Annotated in this window: 14 protein-coding genes; 3 read left to right on the top strand and 11 right to left on the bottom strand. The window is 72.4% G+C overall.

Annotated elements, in window-relative coordinates; genetic code table 11:
* The first annotated feature begins 119 nt into the window (after positions 1-119).
* The 3 genes from NW895_RS16765 (at position 120) to NW895_RS16755 (ending at position 3,603) form a co-directional block, all read left to right on the top strand.
* Complete coding sequence (locus NW895_RS16765; protein WP_289936350.1) at positions 120-1,340, top strand: acyl-CoA dehydrogenase family protein; 1,221 nt, start codon at positions 120-122, stop codon at positions 1,338-1,340.
* A 44-nt stretch (positions 1,341-1,384) separates the two neighbouring features.
* Positions 1,385-2,248 carry a 3-hydroxybutyryl-CoA dehydrogenase gene (locus NW895_RS16760; RefSeq protein ID WP_289936349.1) on the top strand — a complete coding sequence of 288 codons (864 nt, stop codon included), beginning with the start codon at positions 1,385-1,387 and terminating at the stop codon, positions 2,246-2,248.
* Positions 2,249-2,943: 695 nt separating this feature from the next.
* The gene (locus NW895_RS16755) at positions 2,944-3,603 is read left to right on the top strand and encodes a phosphatase PAP2 family protein (RefSeq protein ID WP_289936348.1); all 660 of its coding nucleotides are present in this window, start codon (positions 2,944-2,946) and stop codon (positions 3,601-3,603) included.
* 7 nt (positions 3,604-3,610) lie between these two features.
* Here the strand turns inward: NW895_RS16755 and NW895_RS16750 are convergent, their stop codons facing one another.
* The 11 genes from NW895_RS16750 to NW895_RS16700 are packed head-to-tail and all read right to left on the bottom strand — an operon-like array spanning position 3,611 to position 15,198.
* Positions 3,611-4,936 (bottom strand): glutamate-1-semialdehyde 2,1-aminomutase, encoded by a 1,326-nt coding sequence (locus NW895_RS16750; protein ID WP_289936347.1) that lies wholly within the window; start codon positions 4,934-4,936, stop codon positions 3,611-3,613.
* A gap of 7 nt (positions 4,937-4,943) precedes the next feature.
* Positions 4,944-5,495, bottom strand: coding sequence for a dTDP-4-dehydrorhamnose 3,5-epimerase (gene rfbC / locus NW895_RS16745; RefSeq protein WP_289936346.1), 552 nt, complete (start codon positions 5,493-5,495; stop codon positions 4,944-4,946).
* Positions 5,492-6,718, bottom strand: a complete 1,227-nt coding sequence (locus NW895_RS16740; RefSeq protein WP_289936345.1) for a polysaccharide pyruvyl transferase family protein — start codon at positions 6,716-6,718, stop codon at positions 5,492-5,494. Before NW895_RS16740 ends, rfbC begins: the two co-directional genes overlap by 4 nt.
* On the bottom strand, positions 6,715-7,662 hold the full coding sequence (locus NW895_RS16735) for a glycosyltransferase family 2 protein (protein WP_289936344.1): 948 nt from the start codon (positions 7,660-7,662) through the stop codon (positions 6,715-6,717). The genes NW895_RS16740 and NW895_RS16735 overlap by 4 nt, the downstream gene beginning before the upstream one ends.
* A complete protein-coding gene (locus NW895_RS16730; protein WP_289936519.1) occupies positions 7,659-8,945 on the bottom strand; it encodes a hypothetical protein in 1,287 nt (428 codons plus the stop codon). Before NW895_RS16730 ends, NW895_RS16735 begins: the two co-directional genes overlap by 4 nt.
* A 5-nt stretch (positions 8,946-8,950) precedes the next feature.
* Positions 8,951-10,234, bottom strand: a complete 1,284-nt coding sequence (locus tag NW895_RS16725) for a DUF4910 domain-containing protein (protein WP_289936343.1) — start codon at positions 10,232-10,234, stop codon at positions 8,951-8,953.
* Positions 10,222-11,256 (bottom strand): SDR family oxidoreductase, encoded by a 1,035-nt coding sequence (locus NW895_RS16720; RefSeq protein WP_289936341.1) that lies wholly within the window; start codon positions 11,254-11,256, stop codon positions 10,222-10,224. The genes NW895_RS16725 and NW895_RS16720 overlap by 13 nt, the downstream gene beginning before the upstream one ends.
* A 3-nt stretch (positions 11,257-11,259) precedes the next feature.
* Entirely contained in the window at positions 11,260-11,907 is a 648-nt protein-coding gene (locus NW895_RS16715) for a PIG-L deacetylase family protein (RefSeq protein WP_289936340.1), read from the bottom strand.
* Positions 11,904-12,710, bottom strand: coding sequence for a glucose-1-phosphate cytidylyltransferase (locus NW895_RS16710; protein ID WP_289936339.1), 807 nt, complete (start codon positions 12,708-12,710; stop codon positions 11,904-11,906). Before NW895_RS16710 ends, NW895_RS16715 begins: the two co-directional genes overlap by 4 nt.
* Positions 12,707-13,957 carry a class I SAM-dependent methyltransferase gene (locus NW895_RS16705; protein WP_289936338.1) on the bottom strand — a complete coding sequence of 417 codons (1,251 nt, stop codon included), beginning with the start codon at positions 13,955-13,957 and terminating at the stop codon, positions 12,707-12,709. The genes NW895_RS16710 and NW895_RS16705 overlap by 4 nt, the downstream gene beginning before the upstream one ends.
* Positions 13,954-15,198, bottom strand: coding sequence for a glycosyltransferase (locus tag NW895_RS16700; protein WP_289936337.1), 1,245 nt, complete (start codon positions 15,196-15,198; stop codon positions 13,954-13,956). Before NW895_RS16700 ends, NW895_RS16705 begins: the two co-directional genes overlap by 4 nt.

Below are 15,198 nucleotides of genomic sequence, written 5' to 3'. Positions count from 1 at the left end.
GGCGGTCGTCTCCCAACGTCACCGGCTGCCACTCGGGCTCCGCAAGATACTGGAGACGTTGTACAGTTTCTAGGTCGCGACGGGCAGGGGCGCCCGTACGCCCGTCGGCGGGAGGAACCGTGCCTGTCCAGTTCGATGTCGACCCACTCGTCGCCCGACTCGCCGAGACCACCGCCGAGTTCGTCCGCGAGGTGGTGATCCCGGCCGAGCGCGAGTGCGGCGGATCCGTGCACGACGCTCCCGAGGCCCTGCGCGAGTCCCTGCAGAAAGGTGCCCGTGAGGCGGGAGTCTTCGCGCCGCACGTGCCGAAGCGGTGGGGCGGGCACGGACTCGACCTGCGCGGACAGGCGGCGGTGTTCGAAGCCGCCGGGTACTCCCTGCTCGGCCCCTTGGCGCTGAACTGCGCCGCCCCGGACGAGGGCAACATGCACCTGCTGGAGAAGGTGGCCACCGAGGAGCAGAAGAAGCGCTATCTGCGTCCGCTCACCTCCGGCGAGTGCCGGTCCTGCTTCGCGATGACCGAACCGGCCCCGGGAGCGGGCGCCGACCCCCGGTCCCTGCGCACCACCGCCACCCGGGTGCCCGGCGGATGGCGCATCGACGGACGCAAGTGGTTCATCACCGGGGCGAACGGCGCGGGCTTCACCATCGTCATGGCCCGCACCACCGGCGGCCCCGGAGACCCGGGCGGCGCCACCATGTTCCTGGTCGACGCCGGCACGCCCGGCATGCGCGTCGTACGGGACATCGAGACCCTGGACGAAGGTTTCTTCGCCGGGCACTGCGAGATCGTCTTCGAAGGGTGCGTGGTCGGCGGCGACCAGGTGCTGGGCACGGTGGACCACGGCTTCGAAGGCGCCCAGGTCCGGCTCGGCCCCGCCCGTCTGACGCACTGCATGCGCTGGCTGGGAGCCGCCCGCCGCGCTCAGGACATCGCGCTGCAACGGGCGGGAAGCCGGACGGCCTTCGGCTCGGTGCTCGGGGACCTCGGCATGGTGCAGCAGATGCTGGCCGACTCCGAGATCGACATCGAGGCCAGTCGCGCGCTCATCCTTCGGACCGCCTGGGAACTGGACACCGGCTCGGCGGCCGCCCCGCAGCTCAGCTCCATGTCCAAGACCTTCGTGGCGGAGGCGGTGAACCGAGTGGTCGACCGGGCGGTGCAGATCTGCGGAGCGCTCGGCGTCTCGGCCGCGGACGCCCCCCTGGCCCGTCTCTTCAGGGACGTGCGGCCCTTCCGCATCTACGACGGCCCCTCCGAGACGCACCGGTTCGCCATCGCACGCCGCGCACTGAAGCCCTACCGGCGGCCTCGCCCGGACGCCGCCGTCGGTTCGTGATCGCGGCGGGCGAGGAAAAATCCCTCCATCCCAAGGACCATCACATGGAAACCATCTCCCGCCTCGGCGTCGTCGGCTGCGGCCTCATGGGCTCCGGCATCGCCGAAGTCGCCGCCCTCGGCGGCGTCGACGTCCTGGTCACCGAGTCCTCCCCGGAAGCCGCCCGAGCCGGCCGCCGACGTGTCGAAGCATCCCTCGACCGCGGACTGCGCCGGGGCAGGATCACCGAAGCCGCACGGGATGCCGCACGCGCCCGTCTCACGGTCACCGACGACTTCGGCGCCATGGCGGACCGTCAGTTCGTCATCGAGGCCGTCGCCGAGAACCGCGACCTCAAGACCGGCGTGTTCGCCGCCCTCGACCGGGTCGTCACCGATCCCCTGGCGGTTCTCGCCAGCAACACCTCGTCGATCCCGATCGTCGACCTCGCTGTCAGCACCGGGCGGCCCGCGCAGGTCATCGGCATGCACTTCTTCAACCCGGTACCGGTGCAGAGACTGGTCGAGATCATCCCCGCGCTCACCACGAGCTCCGACACGGTGGTACGGACCCGTGCCTTCGCCTGCGAGCACCTGGGCAAGGAGGCCGTGGAGGCGACCGACCGCTCAGGCTTCGTGGTCAACGCACTCCTGGTGCCCTACCTGCTGGCCGCGGTACGCATGGTCGAGTCCGGGTCCGCCCGCGCCGAGGACATCGACCGTGGCATGGAACTGGGCTGTGCCCATCCGATGGGCCCCCTCCGTCTGCTCGACCTCATCGGGCTCGAAACCGCCCAGGCTGTCGCCGAGTCGATGTACGAGGAGTTCAAGGAACCCCTCTACGCCCCGCCCGCGCTGTTGCGCCGCATGGTCGCCGCGGGACGCCTCGGCCGCAAGAGCGGGCAGGGATTCTACGACTACAGCGCCTGATGCCGGGGCTCGGCCGGTCCGACATGAGCAGGGGCGTTCGTTCGGGACGAGCAGCCTGCCTCGAAGCGGATCGAGCCGGCGACCGAAGTGGTGCTGCACGTCCCGGCCTCGGTGCCGCGCCCCACGGTCAGCGACGGTGTGCCAGGGCGACGGTGATCGTCACGGCTGGGCCCGCCGGAAGGCGGACACTGCGGCGTCGGTCCGCGGGCTTCCGCGCGTCGCGGCACACGAGGGTGACGGACCGCTCGCGCGGTGAGCCGACCACGGCTCGGGCCGTTCCCTAGTCCACGTTCCACGTCAGCTCGTCGACGGTGACTCCGGTGCGGGTGGCGAGGCCGCGCACACGGCCGGCCCGCCGCTCCGGGGGCAGCGCCGGCACGACCGCTCCGGCAACGCGAACCTTGAGTGTGAAGGTCCCGTCCGTCGGCAGGGGGTCCTGGACGAGCTGCCAGTCCTGCGACCCTGCTCAACACTCGCGGCGGCCGGTGACGGCGTGCAACTGTGGACGACTCTCGGGAACGCCACCCAGAGGTGGAGCCGAGAGTAACGCCGTACCGGCGAGCTGACACGCGGACCGTCCGACGGTGGTTTGCCACGATCGCATGGTTGGGCAGGGTGGCAGGCAGGGACTGACGCGTGGGGAGGCGGGACCGATCACGGCAAACTGCCGCAGGCCGACCGGACACGGTGGGCGTGTGACCGGTCGGCCCGCGCCCGCGGTGCTGCCCCCGCCGCTGCGCGCGTGGCTCGGGCCGATCGCGGCCCTCGCCACGCTGATGGTCGTCGTGCTCGGGGCCCTGTACGCCGGCCACAGCAGGCCCGGCAGGGTGGACGCCTGGACCCAGCCGGCGGTGGAGGGTATGCGGCCGCCGTGGCGGCACGTCGCTCTGGCCACGGACTTCCTGGGGGAGCCCGCCGGAGCGGCGACCCTGGTCCTGGCCACCGTGACGGGCTGCCTGCTGCTTCGGCATCCTCGCGCAGCGGTGCTGGTCGTTGCCGGCGTCGGCACCACCGTGGGGACGACCACGCTGCTCAAGCCCCTGGTGGGACGCACCATCCACGGCGACGGCAACCTGTCCTACCCGAGCGGCCACACCGCCTTCTGCACCGCGCTCGCCCTCGTGGTGGCGCTGCTCGTGACCGGCCGGCTCGGCCTCGGCAGGACGGCCGGCACGTCACTCGTGCTCGCGGCGGCGCTGGTTGCCGGCGCCGCCATGGGCTGGGCGCAGGTCGCTCTGGGCGCGCACTACCCGACCGACGTCCTCGGCGGCTGGTGCACCGCGCTGGCGGTGATACCGGCGACCGCATGGCTGGTCGACCGGATGGCTGACGTCCGTCGGCGGGAGCGTCGCTGACGGCACGTCACGCAAAGCGCCGGAACACGGGCTTCACCGGTCGCCCGGCCGGCCAGGGGGTGGAGTCGGCGGCGTCCAGTGCCTTCCGGTACACCGCACACGCCTGGGCCACCACCTCGACGGTGTGGTCGATGTCGGCGTCGTCGAGCGCGCTGCTCACCACGAACGACGGGGCCAGCACCCCGCCCGCGAGGAGTTGGCGCAGGAACAGGGTGCGGTACTCCTGCGACGGCTGCCCGTTCTCGTCGAGGGTGGCGAAGACCAGGTTGCTGGCCCGGCCCCGGACGACGACGTGGTCGCCGACGCCCATGCTCGCGGCGGCGTCGCGGACACCGGCGGCCAGCCGCTCGCCGAGGGCGTTCAGCCGCGCGGTGACGCCCTCCTCGGCGTAGATGGTCTGCACGGCCATCGCTGCGGCCAGCGAGTGCGTTTCCGCACCGTGCGTGGTGGACAGCAGGAACACCCGGTCGCCGGAGTGACGCAGCCCGCCCCGCTCCATGAGATCGCGGCGCCCGGCCAGCGCGGAGACGGCGAACCCGTTGCCCAGCGCCTTGCCGAACGTGGAGAGGTCGGGGACGACGCCGTACAGGCCCTGAGCGCCCGCCTCGGACCAGCGGAAGCCGGTGATCATCTCATCGAAGATCAGTACGCAGCCGTGCCGGTCGGCCAGCTCGCGCAGGCCGGGGAGGTAGCCGGGCGGCGGCTCGGTGTGGGTGGCGGGTTCGAGGATCAGGCACGCGACCTCGTCCTGGTACCGGGCGAGCAGCTCCTCCGTGGCGGCCAGGTCCCCGTAAGGGAACGCCACGGTGAGCTCGGTGGTCGCCGCCGGAACACCGGCGGACATCGGCGTGGTGCCGATGAACCAGTCGTCGACGGAGAAGAACGGGTGGTCGGCGCAGAGGGCCACCCGCGGGCGCCCGGTGGCGGCACGTGCGAGGCGCACCGCGGCGGTGGTGGCGTCGGAGCCGTTCTTCGCGAACTTCACCATCTCGGCCGTCGGCACCGTGGCCAGGAAGCGTTCCGCGGCCTCGACCTCCACGATGGAGGGCCGGACGAAGTTGCTGCCGCGGTCGAGTTCCCGCCGCACCGCCTCGGTCACGCGTGGGTGGGCGTGGCCGAGGCTGACCGACCGCAGGCCGGAGCCGTACTCGATATAGCGGTTGCCGTCGATGTCCCACACGTGGGCACCGCGGCCGTGGCTGATGACCGGGGCCAGGTTCTCGGGGTACTGGTCGTCGCCCTTGGCGTAGGTGTGCGCGCCCCCGGGGATCATGGCGTGCAGCCGCTCGTTCGCCGCGCGCGACCGGGGCAGTCGGAACTCTTCGGTGTCCACGCCGACCTCAACTCTCCGTGTGCTTCAGGACCTCGGCGAGACTCGGCGCCTCCCGGTCCCGCTGGGACATCGATGTGACCGGCAGCGGCCAGGGGATGGCCAGCTCCGGGTCGTCGAAGGCGATCGTCACGTCCTCGGACGGGTCGTGCGGACGGTCGATCCGGTACGAGGTGTCGGCGGTGTCGGTCAGCGCCTGGAAGCCGTGCGCGCACCCCGCCGGGATGTACAGGGTCTTCTGCGTGTCGCCGGACAGCTCGAAGAAGGCCCGGTTCCGGTACGTCGGCGACTTGGGCCGCAGATCCACGACGACGTCGAAGATCCTGCCGTACGAGCACCGCACCAGCTTGGCCTCGCCGGCGCCCGAGCGCAGATGCAGGCCGCGCAGCACCCCCTTGGCCGAACGGGACACGCTGTCCTGGACGAAGGCGTGCGGGTCGAGGCCGACCGAGCGGACCACGTCGGCGTCGAAGGTGCGGCAGAAGAAGCCGCGTTCGTCGGCGTACGGCGTCGGCTCGAACAGGAACGCCCCGGCTATCTCCGTGACTTCGGTCGCTTTCATGGAACCTTCCGCAGGGTGGGGGCACGGTCGTGGTCCGCCGCCGGGAACAGGGCCGCGGTCAACGCGGTGAAGTGGTCTTCGAGTTGCCGAACGGCTGCCAGGTTCCGCTCGGTGATGGTCCGCCGCAGCTCCGCCGATCGCCGCTCCAGTTCCCGGAACTGCTCCAGCAGCCGGTCGGCGTCCACCTCGCGCGCCGGGTGGCAGTACGCGCCCAGGCCCATCCGGTCCATGAGCGCGTCGCTCTTTGCCGCGTAGCTGAGCGCGAGTGTCGGAGTGCCGGCCTTCAGCGCGCAGACCAGGTTGTGGTACCGGGTCGCCACCACGGTGCCGGCGGCCGCCGTCTCCTTCATCAGGTCGGCCAGCGAGGCCGCCTCGGCGGCGGTGACCAGCGGCGAGTCCACCGCGTCGAGGATCGCGGCGACCACGGACGTATCGCACTCGTCGCCGGTGAGGAGCCGGACCGGCCTGCCCTCCTCGACCAGCGCGCGGACGAACCGGGTCGTCCCGTCGAGGTAGCGCCGGTGGATCTCCTCGGCCCGGGCGCGGTCGTCGTTGCCGCCGTGGAAGTCCATGACGCCGACGCAGACCGTGTCCCGCGAGCCCGAGGGCGCGCTCGCCTCCGGCACAGGCAGGGCGAACGCGAGGTCCGGGTACACCTCGTCGCGTGCGGTGTCCACGCCCATCGCCCGCATCGCGTCACGGGACAGGTCGTCTCGGTACGACCGGTACGCGGCCAGCCGTGCCGACCAGCGCACCAGGGCCCGGGTCGGCCGGTCGCCGATCGGGGCGGCGCCGACGCCGACCAGCGCGACCCGGGTGCGCAGCAGCCGGCCGGACGCGCACAGCAGGAACAGGGAGTACGGGAAGCCCCACGGCCGCAGCGGCAGCGTGGCCTCCAGGACGCCCATGCCCGGCACGATCACCACGTCGTGCCGGCGCACCCAGGCGGCGGTGCGGAAGACGTCGACGAGTTTGCCCAGGCCCTTGGCCACGATCGCGCCCGCACGGGACGCGGTCCGGTACTCCCCGCGATACCAGTGCAGCCGTGTCGCGGGGATCCCGTACCGGGCCGCGACGACCTCGGGCCCGCCGCACAGCGCGTCCACGACCGCCTCCGGGTGCTCGGCGCGCAGGTATCCGAGCACGGCTTCGAGCGACCCGTCATTGCCGAGGTTGCCGGAGCCGAGCAGGCCGAACACCCCGACGCGTGGCGCGGTCTTCATGTCCGCCGCCCCTCACGGCCGGCGACGAGCGCGTCGACCGAGACGGAGAGCTTGGCCGGGTCGACCGGCGCGCGGTCCTCGACCCGCTCACCGGCGCCCGGCCGGGCCCGGCTGGTCATCCACGCGGCCAAGTGCCGGTAGCACTCGCGCCGTTCGGCCGAGGACAACGGCGCCCGCCGGATCGCCGAGACGAAGCCCCAGACGTACTCGGCCAGCAGCCGCGATGTCGGGTGCAGCGGGCCCGCCCGGCGCGGGTCCAGGTTGACGCAGCGGGAGCGCTTGGACGGGTTCGCCCGCTCGGCGCGGGTGGGGTGGTCGCGGCGGAAGTACAGCAGCTCCGGCACCTGGTGGAAGGGCCCGTGCAGGCCGATCTCGGCGACGAACGTGCGGTCCGCGTGGTGGTAGCTGTCGTGCGGCCTCACCCGGCGCAGCACGTTCGCCCGCATCACCCCGTAGAAGTCGTCGCCGCCCGGCTCGAACAGCATGCTGCGGAAGCGCTCCGGCGCGTGCGGCGAGGCGGTCGCGAGCGTGTACGCGTACGGGACCTTCACCTGGCCGTCCTCGTCGATGACCGCCTGGTCGGCGTGCGCGAGGATCACCTCGGGCCGCTCGTCCAGCGCCTCCACGCAGCGCCGCAGCAGGTCGCGGGCGTACAGATCGTCGTGCGACGCCCACTTGAACAGCTCGCCGCGGCACTCGGTGAACACATGGTTGTGGTTCGGCGCGGCGCCGATGTTCCGGGGCAGCCGGATGTAGCGGATGCGGGAGTCCTGCGCGGCGTACTTGCGGCAGATGTCCTCGGTCCCGTCGGTCGATGCGTTGTCCGAGATGACCAGCTCGAAGTCCTCGTAGGTCTGGCCGAGCAGGGCGTCGAGCGACTCGGCCAGGTACTCCTCGCCGTTGTACACGGGCAGGCCGATGCTCAGCCGGGGGTGCGCAGTCATGGCGTCCTCACTTCGCGAAGGGTGTTCCGGTGGTGCTCGCGCAGGGCGGACCGCAGCTGCAGCCACCACAGAGCCGAGCCGCAGAGGGTCGCCGCGGCGACGCCCCAGGCCGAGCCGACCGTGCCGGCCACGGCCGCTCCGCCGAGCCCGCCGCCGACGTAGCAGGCGGAGGCGAACAGCTGGGCGCGCAGGCTGCGCCGGGCCGCGCCGAGCGCGCGCAGCCCTGCCGCCGCGCCGGTGCCGAGGCCGGCGCCCGCGACGCCGAGCGTGACCGGGACGATGAGCTGGGAGGCGGAGCTCCACACACCGCCGAGCACGAGCTCGCCGAGCCGGTCCGGCACCAGCAGCAGCGCGCCGCCCCAGAGCAGCGCGGCGACGGCCTGCCCGCCGCCCAGCAGGAGGCAGAACGCGCCGAGCCGGTGCGGGGCCCGCCGCAGCACGCGTGCCGACTCAGCGACGGTGACCAGCGACAGTCCCATCAGCACGGCCATGAACGGGCCGAGCAGCAGTTCGGCGCCCCGGACCACGCCCACCGCGCCGACCCCGACGATCGCGCCGAGCCCGTACGCCCGCAGCTGGCTCGCGCCGCTGTTGCTGACGTTCTCGACCAGGTACCGGGTACCGAGGTCGCGGTGCGCGCGAAGCCACTCGCGCGCACCGGTGGGACGGGGCCTTATGCCGGACTGGAAGCAGCCGTACACCGCGGCCACGGCGGCGGATCCGCCCCAGGCGAGCACGAAGGCGGACACGCTGCCCACGCGGGCCGCCACCACCATGGCGGGGACGAGCGCGACGCCCCACACGACGTCGTTGACGAACGCCTTCCGCCCGGCGCCGGCGGCGAAGAACGCGAACCGCCACGCGTCCTGCAGCAGCAGCCCGGGCAGGACGACGCCGAGGCAGGCGAAGGCGGGCCCCACCCGGTCGCCGACCGCGAGGCCGACCACCACACAGGCAGCGCCGAGGGCGGCACCGACGCCGAGCGCGGCGCCCGACGACCTGGCCACCGCCCCGCGCCAGGACGCGTCCGGACCACCACTGAAGCGCACCACGAGGGGGTCGGTGGCAAGGCCCCGGGAGACGTTGAGCACCACGCCGTAGGTCACCCAGGCGAGGCTGAACACGCCGAACGCGGTCACGCCCAGCGAGCGGGCCACGTAGATGCCCACCGCGAAGTTGCTGATGCTGGAGGCCGCCTGGTCGGCCAGCCCCCAGGACAGCCGCCCGACGAGGGCCCGCTTGGCGGATCCGGCCGGCGTCGTCGTCCTCTCCTCGGTGGTCATCGGCGTCATGCCTTGATCAGACCGGCGCCGTGCAGGGCGTCGGCGGCGGCGGTGACGGTGTCGAACGGCAGCCCGGAGCGCTCGGCGACGTCCAGCAGGCTGTGCTCGCCGTCGGAGAGGTTGAGCACCCAGAGCATGGCCATCTGGGCCTGCTTGGTGTCGCTGCGGCCGCCGAGCGCGTCGTACAGCCCCCGCCGGCCCAACTGCGGTTCGCCGTAAGGGCTCAGGTTGACGTACTGCCGGTTGCGGTCGAGGACCGCGAACGCCTCGCGGCACACGGCGAGCGTGTCGGCCATCGCCTCCGGGGAGACGAAGTCCAGGTTGTCCGCCGACGTGTGGTACTCGGGGTAGCCCGCGTACGGAGTCCGGGTGAGCGAGCCGACGCCGAGGTCGAACCCGGGCGAGCAGTACTGCCGCTCGTCGTAGCCGTACGGAGTGAACTCGGTGATGCGGTGCGGGCGTTCGGAGGCGGTCAGCACGTGCCGCATCACCCGGTCGATCTCCGCGTCGCCGCGCCGGCTCTGCTTGTACGTCAGGTGGCCCGGGTCTCCGGCGCAGGCCAGCACCAGGCCGTGCTTGACCCGTTCCACCCGTTCGGCGTTGCGGGCCAGCCAGGTGATCGCCCCGATGGTGCCGGGCGCGAAGATGAACCGGTAGGTGTAGTACGGCGTTCGCCGCGCCAGCTCCCGGGCCAGGAACGTCGCCACCGCCACACCGGCCATGTTGTCGTTGGCCAGCGACGGGTGGCAGACGTGGCAGGAGACGATGACCTCGTCGGGGACCTGCCCGGGGACCACATGCTCGGCGTAGGTGAGGTGGCCGTCCGCCAGGGTGGAGTCGATGCGGACCTCGTACTCGCCGTCCGGCATCGCGTCCAGGGTCTCCTGGGCCAGGCAGAACCCCCATTCCGGCTTGTAGTAGCTGGTGCGGTACGGCACCCAGGCCGGGTGGTCCGGCAGGGTGTGCAGGTGTCCGCGCAGCTCGGCCAGCGGCATGGTCGCCGACACCGGCACGCTGTAGCCGAGCACGTGCAGACTGGACGCGGCGAAGTCGACGACCCGGTTGCCGGCGGAGTCGGCGATGTACGCCTCCCGGATGTTCCACTCCTGCGGCACCGTCCAGTCGAGCACCTGCGTCCCGGTCGGCACCTCGTGCACCTGCAGCGGGATGTACTCGCCGACGATGTCCAGGGTGGCGCGCACACCGTCGCCGGTGATGCTCCGGCAGAGCGGGTACAGCCGCTCCACCAGGGCGTACATCTCGTCGCCGGACGCGGTCACCGGCGCCACCGCAGGGTGTCGTCCACGGCGCCGGCGTCGGACGCCGTACGCAGCACGGCCAGCCGGGTGAAGCGTCGCTCGAAGTCCTCCCGGGTGAGCCCGTGTTCGCGGTAGGCGTCGGCGAGTTCGAGCGCGCCCTGCTTCACCGTCCACTCGCAGTCGAAGCCGGGCACCGCGGCGCGGAACCGGGAGAAGTCCACCCGGTACGACCGCGGATCGGCACCGGTCTCCCCGGTGATCACCACTCGCGAGCCGGACACCGCCGCGGCGACCTGCTCGGCGATCTCGGCGACCGTGACGTTGTTGATCTCGCTGCCGATGTTGAAGGCCCGGTCGTGCACCGCTTCCCGCGGCGCGGTCAGCGCGGCGGTGAAGGCCCGTGCGATGTCGGCGGCGTGCACCAGCGGGCGCCAGGGGGTGCCGTCGGAGAGCACCAGCACCTCGCCGGACAGCAGCGCGTGACCCACCAGGTTGTTCAGCACGATGTCGGCGCGCAGCCGGGGCGAGTAGCCGAAGGCGGTGGCGTTGCGCATGAACACCGGGGTGAAGTCGCCGTCGGCCAGCGAGTGCAGGTCGTCCTCCACCCGCACCTTGGACTCCGCGTACGGCGTCACCGGGCGCAGCGGGGCGTCCTCGGTCACCAAGTGCGCCGAGTCACTGCCTCCGGCGGCGCCGTAGACCGAGCAGGTCGACGCGTACAGGAAGCGCCGCACCCCCGCGTCGCGGGCCAGCCGGGCCAGCCGCACGGACGCGTGGTGGTTGATGTCGTAGGTGAGCTCCGGCGCCAGCGACCCCAACGGGTCGTTGGACAGGGCGGCCAGGTGGATCACGGCGTCCACCCCGGCCACGTGCTCGGCCGTGACGTCGCGCAGGTCCACCCGGTGCCCCGGCGGGTCCGCGGGCGTCGGGCCCAGCACACAGTCGGCGAACAGGCCGGCGTCGAGGCCGACGACCTCGTGCCCGGCGGCGGCGAGGACCGGGGCCATCACGGTGCCCAGGTAGCCCTGGTGTCCGGTCAGGAGTACGCGCATGGTTCAACCCCCCAGGTTGAGCGTGAGTTTGGTGACGGCGAACGCCTCGGCGTAGCGCTCGTGGCATTCGATGCCGCGGATTCGTGCCAGTCCGAGGAAGGCTTCGCGGTCGTACCAGGGCCGGTGCCGCTGCGAGGCGTAGTGCTCCTGCAGCAGCCGCACCTTTTCTTCGGCGATCTCCGGCGACAGCGGCTGGTACGCGGCCGTCCGGCCGAGGTCGCCGTCCCACTTGGCGATCTCGTAGCCGAGGACCAGGTGGTCGCGGAACGCGGTGGGTATCAGCTTCGCCAGGCCGCGGTGGTCCTGGTGGGCGTCGTCGGTGCGCGGGGCCAGGATCACATCGGGGTCGGTCTGCGCGCGCAGTTCCTCGACCGTGGCCTTGGCCTCGTCCCAGTGCACGGGCATGCGGCCGTCCGGCAGCTTGTGCACGGTCAGCCGCAGGTCGGCGCCCGGACAGAAGGCGGCGAGCGCGGCCTGCTCCTCCTGCTCCCGCTCGGTGCCGCCGCCGGAGAGGACCAGCGCGTCGACGCGGAGACCCGGCCGGGCATGACACAGCGTCAGCAGTGTGCCGCCGGCGCCGATGGCGATGTCGTCGCAGTGCGCGCCCACCGCGACGATCCGGTCCAGGCGCCCGGCCCCGAGCCGGATCACGCGGTCACCCCGGCGCCCGCTCCCGCACCGTCCCGTTCCCACACGGCCCACGGGCGGTCGCCCCGGGCGTAGGCGGCGTCGAGCGCGGCCCGCTCCTTCACCGTGTCGGTCGGCTTCCAGAAGCCACGGTGCCGGTGCGCCACCAGCCGGCCGCGCTTGGCCAGTTGGGCGCATCCGTCGGCGACCAGGTCCCCGTTCTCCGGTATGTGGTCGAAGACCTCCTGGCGCAGCACGAAGTAGCCGCCGTTCTCCCACAGCGGCAGTTCGCTCACCGCGGTGATGCCGCCCACCAGGCCGTCCTCGCCCAACTCCACGCAGTGGAACGAGGACTGCGGCGGCACCACCATCATCGACGCACCGGCGTCGCGCCGGGCGAACCGGTCGATCATCTCCGGCAGCGGGGCGTCGGTGAGCACGTCGGCGTAGTTGGCGAGGAACATCTCCTCGCCGTCCAGGTGGTGCCGCACGCGGCGCAGCCGCTCGCCGATCGGTGACTCGATGCCGGTCTGCGCGAACGTGATCGTCCAGTCCGAGATGTCGGTGGACAGCAGCTCGGTCCGCCCGCCCCGCAGCACGAAGTCGTTGGACGTCGTCTCCTCGTAGTTGAGGAAGAAGTCCTTGATGTGGTGCGCCCCGTACCCGAGGCACAGGATGAACTCCGTGTGCCCGAAGTGCGCGTAGTAACGCATGACGTGCCAGATCAGGGGTCGCGGGCCGACCATCGCCATCGGCTTGGGCACGTCGTCGGCGGCACCGCTTCGCATCCGCATCCCGTAACCGCCGCAGAACAGAACGACCTTCATGCTGTGACCTTTCGGGACGCGACCTCGACCATGCTCAGTTCCGGGATGGGAAAGACCAGCCGGCCGCCCCACTCGTGCACGTAGGACAGCTGTTCGACCAGCTCGGCCCGCAGGTTCCACGGGAGGACGAGGACGTAGTCCGGTCGGTCGGCGGCTATCTGCTCGGGCGGCAGGATCGGGATGCGGGTGCCCGGGGTGAACCGGCCGTGCTTGTAGGGGTTGCGGTCGACCGTGTACGGGAGCAGGTCGGGCCGGATGCCGCAGTGGTTGAGCAGGGTGTTGCCCTTGCCTGGGGCGCCGTAGCCGACGACCGTCTCGCCGCGCTCGGCCGCCTCGATGAGGAACTTCAGCAGGTCCCGGCGCACCTTGGCCACCCGGGCGGAGAACTCGGTGTAGCCGGACAGCTCCTGCAGCCCGGCGGCCTTCTCCCGGGCCAGCGCGTCGGCCACTCGCCGGCTCGGCTCTCCCGCCACCTCGGCCGGCCGGGCCCACAGCCGGACGGAGCCGCCGTGCGTGGGCAGCAGTTCGACGTCCACCAGCGTGAGTCCGCCGCTCGCCAGCGCCCGGGTCGCGGACGCGACCGTGTAGTACTGGAAGTGCTCGTGGTAGATCGTGTCGTACTGGTTCTCCTCGATCAGGGTCAGCAGGTGCTGTACCTCGATGGAGACCCAGCCGTCGTCGGCGACCAGGGCGCGCAGCCCCCGGGTGAACCCGACCACGTCGGGGATGTGCGCGTACACGTTGTTGGCCACGACCAGGTCCGCCGGGCCGCGCTCGGCGCGGACGGCCGAGCCGGTGTCCGGGCTCAGGAACTCCGTGAGCGTGGGTACACCCGCCTCCCGGGCCGCGGCGCCGACGTTCACCGACGGCTCGATGCCCAGGCAGCGGATCCCCCGGTCCACCACATGCCTCAGCAGGTACCCGTCGTTGCTCGCGACCTCGACCACGAAGGCGTCGGGGCCGAGACCCACCCGCTGTACGGCGTCGGCGACGAACGTGCGCGCGTGCTCCACCCAGGAGGTCGAGTAGGAGGAGAAGTACGCGTACTGCGTGAACGTCTCCTCCGGCGTGATCAGCGGAGGGATCTGCGCGAGCCAGCAGTCGGTGCAGACCCGCAGGTGCAGCGGGTACGCCGGCTCCGGCTGGTCCAGTTGGTCCGCGGCGAGAAAGCTCTCACACGGTGGCGTCGCCCCGAGATCGACGACGCTCGCCATCGCTTCCGAGCCGCAGAGTCGGCATCGTGTCATCTACTGTCTCCATCCCCCCTGCTCGTGCGGGTGTCCCCGCCACGAGCCAGTGCTGACCGACCCGCGATCGCGGTGCGGTACCCCTCCACCAGACGCTCCAGCCCGACGGACGGGCTGAAGTGCTGTTCGTAACGGCGCCGGGCCGCCCGGCCCATCTCCCCATTGCGGGTGGGCTCGGCCGTGATCCGGCGTATGCGGTCCGCGAGCGAGGCGGCATCGCCAGGCCGGTGCAGCAGCCCGGTCACCCCGTCCTCGACGAGTTCGACGAAGGCGCCGTGACCGGCGGCGACGGCCGGGACCCCCGCCGCCATCCCCTCCGCGACCACCAGGCCGAAGGTCTCCAGGGCCATCGAGGGAGCCACCACCGCGACCGACCGCGCGACGGCCCGCCGGGACTCCGCCGGGTCCAACAGGCCGACGTACCGCACGTCGTCGCGGCCCGCCGCCCAGGCGGTCACCCGGCGCTCCAGCGGCCCCGCGCCGGCGACCACGAGCGGTACGCCGACTCCGCCGGCCGCGGCGATCTCGTCCCACGCGGCCATCAGCAGCCGTATGCCCTTGGGCTCCGCGAGCCGGCCGAGATACAGCAGATGCTCGCCGGTGTCCGCTCGGCGGGCACCCGGGTCGGGCACGAAGTTGTGCTTCACCGCCAGCCGCCCGGGTGGCATGCCGGCCCGCACCAGGACATCGCGCTGCGTGGCTGAGACGCAGAAGAACCGCTCCACGCCGGACCACCACCGCCGCCGGTTGACCGACAGGCTGACCGCGAGCGGCACCGTCGCCAGCCGGGAGTTCCGGTAGCAGCCGTGCCGGACGGCGGGCAGGGCCGCCGCCGACCCGACGCACTCGGTGCACGTCCGGCCGTCCCGCTGCAGCGTGCCGGGCGGGCAGACCTGGGTGTAGTTGTGCAGCGTGGCGACGGCGGGCACGCCGGCGTCGGCGCAGGCGGCCAGCACCGCGGGCGACAGCAGCGGGAAGACGTTGTGGACATGCACCACGTCCGGCCGCTCGGCGCGCAGCCGCGCGGCGAGTTCCGCGCGGACCGCCGGGTTCCACGGCACCAGCAGCGGCACCGCGGCCTTGCCCAGCAGGGACCGGGTGGCGATGTCGTCGCTGCGCCGCTCGAACACCTCGACCCGGTGGCCGGCCGCGCGCAGCAGCCCCACCTCCTCGTCGACGACCCTGTTCTCCCCGCTCGGCTGCGCCGAGGAATACCGGTTGTGCACCACGAGTACGTGCAT

Origin of the sequence: Streptomyces sp. S.PNR 29 (assembly GCF_030386795.1) — a bacterium.
Classification (GTDB): Bacteria; Actinomycetota; Actinomycetes; order Streptomycetales; family Streptomycetaceae; genus Streptomyces.
This window is presented reverse-complemented; position numbering and strand designations above follow the sequence as displayed.

What these genes read in the sequence shown, in the direction of transcription:
- NW895_RS16710 (WP_289936339.1), bottom strand. Translation starts at nt 12,710, where the DNA reads ATGAAGGTCGTTCTGTTCTGCGGCGGTTACGGGATGCGGATGCGAAGC.
- NW895_RS16735 (WP_289936344.1), bottom strand. Translation starts at nt 7,662, where the DNA reads ATGACTGCGCACCCCCGGCTGAGCATCGGCCTGCCCGTGTACAACGGC.
- rfbC (WP_289936346.1), bottom strand. Translation starts at nt 5,495, where the DNA reads ATGAAAGCGACCGAAGTCACGGAGATAGCCGGGGCGTTCCTGTTCGAG.
- NW895_RS16720 (WP_289936341.1), bottom strand. Translation starts at nt 11,256, where the DNA reads ATGCGCGTACTCCTGACCGGACACCAGGGCTACCTGGGCACCGTGATG.
- NW895_RS16740 (WP_289936345.1), bottom strand. Translation starts at nt 6,718, where the DNA reads ATGAAGACCGCGCCACGCGTCGGGGTGTTCGGCCTGCTCGGCTCCGGC.
- NW895_RS16730 (WP_289936519.1), bottom strand. Translation starts at nt 8,945, where the DNA reads ATGACCACCGAGGAGAGGACGACGACGCCGGCCGGATCCGCCAAGCGG.
- NW895_RS16760 (WP_289936349.1), top strand. Translation starts at nt 1,385, where the DNA reads ATGGAAACCATCTCCCGCCTCGGCGTCGTCGGCTGCGGCCTCATGGGC.
- NW895_RS16705 (WP_289936338.1), bottom strand. Translation starts at nt 13,957, where the DNA reads ATGACACGATGCCGACTCTGCGGCTCGGAAGCGATGGCGAGCGTCGTC.
- NW895_RS16700 (WP_289936337.1), bottom strand. Translation starts at nt 15,198, where the DNA reads ATGCACGTACTCGTGGTGCACAACCGGTATTCCTCGGCGCAGCCGAGC.